This window comes from Pelotomaculum terephthalicicum JT, assembly GCF_022410535.1.
GTDB lineage: Bacteria > Bacillota > Desulfotomaculia > Desulfotomaculales > Pelotomaculaceae > Pelotomaculum_D > Pelotomaculum_D terephthalicicum.
In genome coordinates this window covers 21,726-29,346 of sequence record NZ_JAKNBL010000039.1, presented here as the reverse complement: position 1 = coordinate 29,346, position 7,621 = coordinate 21,726, and the positions used below count along the sequence as shown (strand labels likewise).

Annotated in this window: 3 protein-coding genes; all 3 read left to right on the top strand. The window is 54.8% G+C overall.

The genetic code is table 11. From position 1 onward, the window contains the following. Positions 1 to 148 precede the first annotated feature (148 nt). Positions 149 to 655 carry a hypothetical protein gene (locus L9W92_RS15635; RefSeq protein WP_240084675.1) on the top strand — a complete coding sequence of 169 codons (507 nt, stop codon included), beginning with the start codon at positions 149 to 151 and terminating at the stop codon, positions 653 to 655. Between the two features lie 303 nt (positions 656 to 958). Beyond that, positions 959 to 6,580 carry an NEAT domain-containing protein gene (locus tag L9W92_RS15630; protein WP_240084674.1) on the top strand — a complete coding sequence of 1,874 codons (5,622 nt, stop codon included), beginning with the start codon at positions 959 to 961 and terminating at the stop codon, positions 6,578 to 6,580. Between the two features lie 149 nt (positions 6,581 to 6,729). Then, the gene (locus tag L9W92_RS15625; RefSeq protein ID WP_240084673.1) at positions 6,730 to 7,620 is read left to right on the top strand and encodes a heme-binding Shp domain-containing protein; all 891 of its coding nucleotides are present in this window, start codon (positions 6,730 to 6,732) and stop codon (positions 7,618 to 7,620) included. The last annotated feature ends 1 nt before the right edge of the window (position 7,621 follow it).

Below are 7,621 nucleotides of genomic sequence, written 5' to 3'. Positions count from 1 at the left end.
ATCCGAATTCCCAATTGGATGCGGATTTAAAAAAAATTCCTCTATGGTAAGTAGGAGGAATTCAATAACGATGGTTCAAGCAAAGCCTTGTGCCATCTGCCTCGGCGAATGCCGAGAGGCTATTTAAAATTTAAGGAGGCTTAGAGTAATGAAAAAAAGATTGTTGACGGTGGCCGTGATGGCCTTGATGCTGGTGATGTCCTTTGCCATGACTGCCAGCGCCGGACCGGTTGCAGATACCCTTGGAGCACTAGGACCAGGCCCACACAGCGTGGGGGTTGATCTGTATCATGCCACATTAGATCAATTGTCCATGGGAGATCCCGCCATAGATTCACCCGCCTCGGTTACCGTGGCGAGCGGCGTGGCCACAATGACGCTGGGAGTTTCTCCGATGACGTTCGGCGAGTATACCGGGTATCTGGAGAAACTTGAATATTATGATGGTGGAGTCTATACCGATGAAGACGTCGTCGTTGTCGACTATGATCTAGATGAGGTTCCGGACGCCTTCATTTTCCCGATTACGGACGAAACGGCTATTACTACAGGTGGAGGAGCAGTTATCGGCGCGTGGCAAAAGGTCCAGGTAACAGTTAAGGTAGAAGGCAGCTCCATGCCCGTTTCCCAAGCCAGATTAAAGATCATGTTCTAAGAAACCGCACCAGTGGGACTGATTGATCTGCTTTGCTCAACCAGTCCCACACATTCTTTGATAACAGCATTTGCCAGTTGTTTAATTAATTATAATACTGGGGTTGCCACAAGCCAACCCAATTAAAAGGCACCTGCGGGTACCTTTTTAAAAGACATCTGGTTAGCACAGGCTAATCTGCGTAAAAACAATTATTTATATCAACATTCGTTTATTTAAGCGCCTGGGAGATAAACGTAAAAATGGTTTCAAGCCAGAGGAGAAAGGAGTTGTGCAGAAATTAACAGTATTCACAAAAAAATTTTGAGTTATTTACTGGTGTTTTCTATGATTATCACCCTGTTCCCGGCGGCGGCTTTTTCGGAACCTGATGAGGAGATAACCTCATTTGCTCCCATAACACTGTCCGCCGGCACGGTGTCTGCAGCGGTATACGCGGACGCCGCGGCGGTGATCGCGGCCCTCAGCGCGCAATATCCCAGTGTAACCGCCGCGACATACAGCGGCGGCGGGGTCTCCGTCCCGGTGGCCGGCTGGACGGAGACGGATACCTATGACCCGTCAACCGTCGGCAGCTACACCTTTACGGCAACCCTGGGCGACATACCCGCAGGCTACGCCAACCCCCACAACCTGACGGCCACGGCCGAAGTCGTGGTGGGCGGCAGCGGCGGCACCCTCGCCGACGGCAAGTATAATATCAAAGTAACGGCTTTGAACGAAGCCGACGAGGGGACTTCGCCCGTGGCGGCTCTGCTGTCCGAGGACGCCCTGCTCAAGGTGGACAGAGGCCAGGTGACGGCCACCCTTCGCTTTAACCGGGGTACGATAGACGGCGCGGATACCTATGGGAGCTATGTGACCGGCATAAGGACGGTAGCAGGCGCCACATACGACGGGACCAGACTCTCGTACAACGGCTATGACTATTCCAGCACCCACAAGGCTATGGTCAACGACATCAGCGCCCCGACCAGCGCCACCATAACAATTTCGGGAGTCTCAAAAACGTTCCGCTTGCAGTTTGACAGCCCCTCCGCTTTCTCCCTGGGCCCGGCTGATATTCCGGACGGGGCGCTGCGCCAGGCCATCTGCGCATTGCTGGGTGAAGATGCCGGACAATACGCCATCCAGAAGGAAGACATGGAGTGGCTGCGGGGATACTTAAACCTAAGAGGCAAAGGAATAACCGACCTGACGGGGCTGCGGCATGCCGTTAACGTGACACATCTGGACATGAGCTACAGCAGCCTGGGCGGCGTGGAGAACCTGAACGCCATGCTTGGAGAGATTGCGCAACTGCCGAATCTTGAGCAATTAAATCTAAGCAATAATGCCTTGACGAGCCTGCCGGCCATCGGGGACATGCCCAACCTGGCGGAAATCAATGTCGGGTACAATCAGCTGACGGACCTGCCGCAGTTCACGAACCTGCCGGCCCTGACCACCTTTTACGGCAACGACAACAATTTCCAAAGGGTGCCGGAAAGCTTGTTCAACCTGACCTCGCTGGTAAAATTGGACCTGCAGAACAATGCCATTGCGGAGATCAGCAGCAGCATTTCCGCCCTGGGCAACTTAGAAACGCTATATATGACTAATAACCTGCTCCAAACCCTGCCCGCTAGCTTCAACGGCTTATCCAAGTTAAAAACCATGGCTTTCATGCACAATCAACTGACCTCGCTGCCCGCCGACCTGAGCGGGCTCACCGGCGTAACGACTGTCAGTTTGGGCTACAATATGCTGGAAAATATTCCAGAAGGCCTATTTACCCTGCCCAATGTGGAGGACATAACGGCGGATAACAACAGGGTCAGGGAAGTGGGCGGCGGCATCGGCGATCTTAACAAGTTAAGAAAAATTACTCTAAACAACAACCAGATTGAGGCGTTGCCGGCCAGCATGAACAACTTGACCGCCCTGACCGAGATAAACATGAGCTACAACAACCTGACCACCCTGCCCGATGATTTGAGCGGCCTGACGAACCTGGAAACCGCCAATTTTGCCAACAACAAACTGACCGCCCTGCCGGACAGCGTCGGGGACTGGACGGCCCTCAAGACTTTGAAGCTGGCAGCGAACTCTTTAAAGACTCTGCCCGCTTCCATGGGCGGTTTGACAAATCTCAGCGATCTGGACCTGGGGAGCAACAGCTTCGAAGCATTGCCCGGCGCCCTGGCATCCATGCCGGCGTTGAAGGCAATTAAGATGAGTTACAACAAGGTGGCCGCCGCGCCCGCGGACCTGTCCCGGATGACGGCGGTGACAGCAATACAACTGCAAAACAACCGCCTGGGCGAACTGCCGGAAGGGTTTAAAACTTTGCCCAACGTACAGCATATGTACCTGCAAAATAATTTTCTTGAAACCATACCCGAAAACTATTTTGACGGATTGACTGCGCTAAAAACACTTAACATAACCAAGAACTTCATCCAGTTCAGCGAGGGGTCCACCGAGCTGAGCGAAATCCAGAAGCTGCGGAACCGTAGCGTGCCGGTGACGGTGACGGGAAACGCAGCGCCGCAGGGGCCGTTCGCCGCGCTGAAAAGCCTGGAGAGCAGCGCGGGTGAGCTGGAGTTAAAAAATGATGGCGCTCTCAGTTATACTCTTTCCGCGAAAGCGCCTGCGGGAACCTCCTCCATCACCCTGACGCCGACAGGCGTTAAAAGCGACACCACCATCACCATGGGCGATACAACGGTCAACAGCGGTGAGAGCCTGATGGCGGGGGGCCTGGCGACCGGCGTCAATTCCATCGTGCTGATGGCAGCCAGTCCCATCGACGGAAGCCAGGTGACCTATCAAATCCAACTGACCGTTGGCGCCGGCTCCAGCGACGGATTTCCGCAGGACGGCCATACGTACGGCATTACCGTCACCTTGCTGCACGCAAGCCTGGACGTCCCCTCCATGGCCGACAACTATATTATCAACGACGCTTCCATCAAGGTGGTCGGCGGGCAGATGCACCTGTATCTCACCACAGACAACGCGGATATAATGAGCGATTTCAGATATCGGAACGCGGCAGGCGAGTATGTGGCGGCGGAGCTTACATCCAGCGATCCGGCCGCGAACCTGGCCACTTATAAAATGCCCGTCAGCACCATTGACGAGCCTTTGCACCTCCAGGCATATGCGGCTCCGATGGGCTATTCCCCTTACTTCCGCCTGTCCTTTGACAGGGAGACCCTGGCGGATATAACGGGCGAGCAGGAACCGGAAGGCCTGGCCGACGGCACCTACACCATTCCGGTAAGCCTATGGCACGCGACGAGCGATATGGCCTCCATGGGCAACGGGGGTTTGGAGCAGACCGCCAAGCTTGTGGTGGAAAACGGCGAGGGAACCCTGCACCTGACCTTCAAGGCGCTGACCGTGGCGGCCATGAACATGACGGGGTACCTTTCGCAGCTTGACTTGCTGAAAAACATCGTGTTCAACCAGTATAACTACCCCGAAAGCTACGATCTGATTCCGGCCACCGTCGTATCCACCTACGACGTGGTGGACGCCTTTAACGCGCCGGACAGCACGGACCCGAATTGCGCGGGCAAGATGTACCCGAAGGAGATAACCGTGCCTGTCGTGCCGGGGCAGGAGTACACCTGGGTGCACGTCTACGTGCCGGTAATGGGCAGTATGGGCGTCGGCAATCAGGTGGCCAGGATCAAATTGGATTACGGCAACCTGGTCGCGCCGGGCGAACCCAACCCGAACGATGAACCCGTGCGGGAAATCACCGCCAGCGCGGGCGTCGTGACCATCGGACGCGGCGATATCGCCGGCATCTCCGTCACCCGGAATATCGGGCTTAATTTCAGCGACGTGAATATCGTCTTCCCGGTGCAGTATCTGAATAACTATTTTGCCGGCGACGCGTCCGGCACCGGCAGCCTGCAGCTACAAAAGAACGAGGCTTCCGCGGGCACGCGGCAAAGCATTATCAGCATCATGGCAGACACGGACACCCTGGTGAGCGCCATCGAACTGAACCTGAAAATAGGGGACCAGTCGATCACTGATTTGGGCGGTTCGGTCAAAATTACCATCAGCCTGACGGACGAACAAGTCGCGGCCCTTGCAAGCGCTGGAAGCAAAAAGCTCTGCCATTACAACCCGGATACGGGGGCGCTTGAGGACATGGGAGCCACGTTCGACCTGACGAACAAAACCGTGACTTTCTACACCGACCACTTCAGCACCTATGCGATCATCAGCGCACCGACCGGCGGCAGCGGTACCGGCGGCGTTCCTGAAGACACCGGCGAATTGAGTGATGGAATCTACAACATCAAGTTTGACGCCTTGCAGCAATATTCCGACGATTATTCCATGGCGGAGCAATTCTTTACTCAGCCCGCGGTGCTTGAGGTCTCCGGCAGCATAATTAACGTGACTATCGTAATGTACGGCACCACCAGCAGTCCGGAAAAGGACGACGGCATCCACATGCGTTATATCAACAAACTGCAATACCAAAACAGCAGCGGCAACTGGATCAATGTAACGAAGACACTGAACGACGCGGACGACACGATGACAATAGCGTTTACCGTCAGCACCATTGATGAACCCGTGTATATGAGAGTGCAGACCGACTATATGGGTCCTGATTATAAAGTGTTCCGCCTGGTCTTTTACAAGAACTCTCTGGAGAGAGGAGGACTGGTGTCTTCCGGCGCTGTCAGCGCCGCGACCCAATACACCATTAAGGCTGAAGCCGGGGAGGGCGGTGCCATCAGCCCCAGCGGAGACGTCAGTGTGAAAAAGAACGAAGACCAGACCTTTACGATCTCGGCTAATGCTGGATATAAGATCAAGGATGTGCTGGTCAATGGTAAATCCGTTGGCGCGGTAAGCACCTACACTTTTAAGGCGGTTAAGAAAGACGGCACAATCAGCGCTGTTTTTGAAAAAACAGAAGAAATCCCCGTGGCAGCTGAAGCTGCCGCAGCGTTAAAATTTACGGATATCGCAGGCCACTGGGCCGAAAAGGTAATTTATTTTGTCGTGAGCAAGGGCATGTTCAATGGTACAAGTGAGACCATGTTCAGTCCCGATGCTTTCATAACCCGGGGGATGTTTGTAACCGTTCTGGGCCGGATTTGCCAGATCGATCCCGCAAAATATGCCGCGTCCCCCTTTGCCGATGTGGCCCCGGAGACGTATTATGCTCCCTATATAGCCTGGGCTGCGGCGAATGATCTGGTCAGAGGCGTTGGTAACGGCATGTTTGAACCCGACCGGGAAATTACCAGGGAAGAGATGGCCGTGATCTTTGTAAAGTTTGCCAAAATCGCCGGGATCGAGCTGCCGGACGCTTCCGCTCCTGCGACCGCCGCCGTGCCGGAGGGAGCGCTGAAAGACGGGCGGTACACCATTGACGCCTCCGCCCTGATGGAAAATAAAGATGACGCTTCCATGGCTGATCAGTTCTTCACGGAACCGGCCACCCTGACTGTGGCCGGGGGCAAAATCACCGCCACCATGGTTTGGCACGGCACCGAGTATGTCACCATGGATATGCTTGAAGAATTAAAAGTCCAGCAGAGCGGCGGAGAACTGGCAGATGTAAAAAGATTTCTAAATCAGCAGGAGAACACCCTGACAATCACCTTCGAAGTGGAGGATATTCAGGAAGCTACCGTCATGCAGGTCTATGTGCCCAGGGGAATGGGCGAGATCAGGCCCAAGTTCAGGCTGGTTTTTGACAACACATCCCTGAAAGAACAGGGGGCATTGACCTTTGCCGACGCAGGAGAGATCAGCGCCTGGGCCAGAGAGAGCGTGGAAAAGATGAACATGGCCGGAATTATTACGGGCAAAGAGCATAACATGTTCGACCCCCGGGGTCTTGCCACCCGGGCGGAGGCGGCGGTGATCCTCGCCAGAAGCGCCGGTTTTTCAGACTGACGGTAAGCACAGTAAGCGGCCGCAACCGGAGCAGGGCAATGAGCATACTCCCCGCCTGGCGGAAAGAAGCAACTTGCCTTGCCCGGTGCGTGTTCGCGTCGTTGGATGAGAAAAAGTGATGGAAAGAGGAGGTATTTGATAACTAAAAAATGATTAAAAAACTGCTTTTGGGCTTGCTGGTCCTGGGGGCTGCTGTGGCAGGCGCGGCGCATGTCCCCGCGTTTGCCTTGACGGACGGGACTTATGTTGTTTCAAATAATACTCATTATGTCAATCCCGACACCGGCACAGCGGATGACGGGGGCGATACCTCCACCGGCGAGGCCATGTGTAGAAACACGGTCTACCCGGTCAGCCTGTATGAGCAGAAGAATGGGAAACACTATGTAACCCTGCGCCTCAAGATGATATCCTTTATCAAGGATATCAAATTCAACGTGCAGTCGGCTAAGGGGGATGGCGCGTCCTACCGTGAGGTTTCCTATGAAGTGGTGGGCGGAAATAAGGAGGAAAACACCGAGGATTTCCGTTTTGCCCTGCCGGCGGCGGATGTACTGATTAACCCTTCCTTTTTTGTCGGGCCTATGAACAGGGATGTGACCTTTTTTGTAGCTATCGACATGAGCAGCGCCAAAAAAGATGATGGTAAATTTGCCGCCTTCAACGGAACCGCTGTGAATAGCAATTCGGGCTCCCAGCCCGCGCCGGAGCAGTCGGCTGCGCCTGCTGGTCCGTCAGCTGACCAGGCTAAACCGGATGACTCCCTGCCGCCTGAGGCGGACCCGGCTGCCGTCGGCAGTCCGGATGGTTCTAAAGCGCAGGCGGATATTTCTTCATCTGCCGCCCGCGCAGACGGCACGAAGGAAGTACAGGGCATCGTGGAATTTGGGGTGCAGGGGGAAGCCGCGCCCGCGGAAAACCGGGAGAGCGCTTCCGCATCGCCTGTGCTTCCAATCGTTTTTGCAACGGTTGTGTGCCTGGGCGCAGGGGGATATTTTATCTATCGCGGCAGAACGAAAAATAAGCTGAATCAGGTGTGAT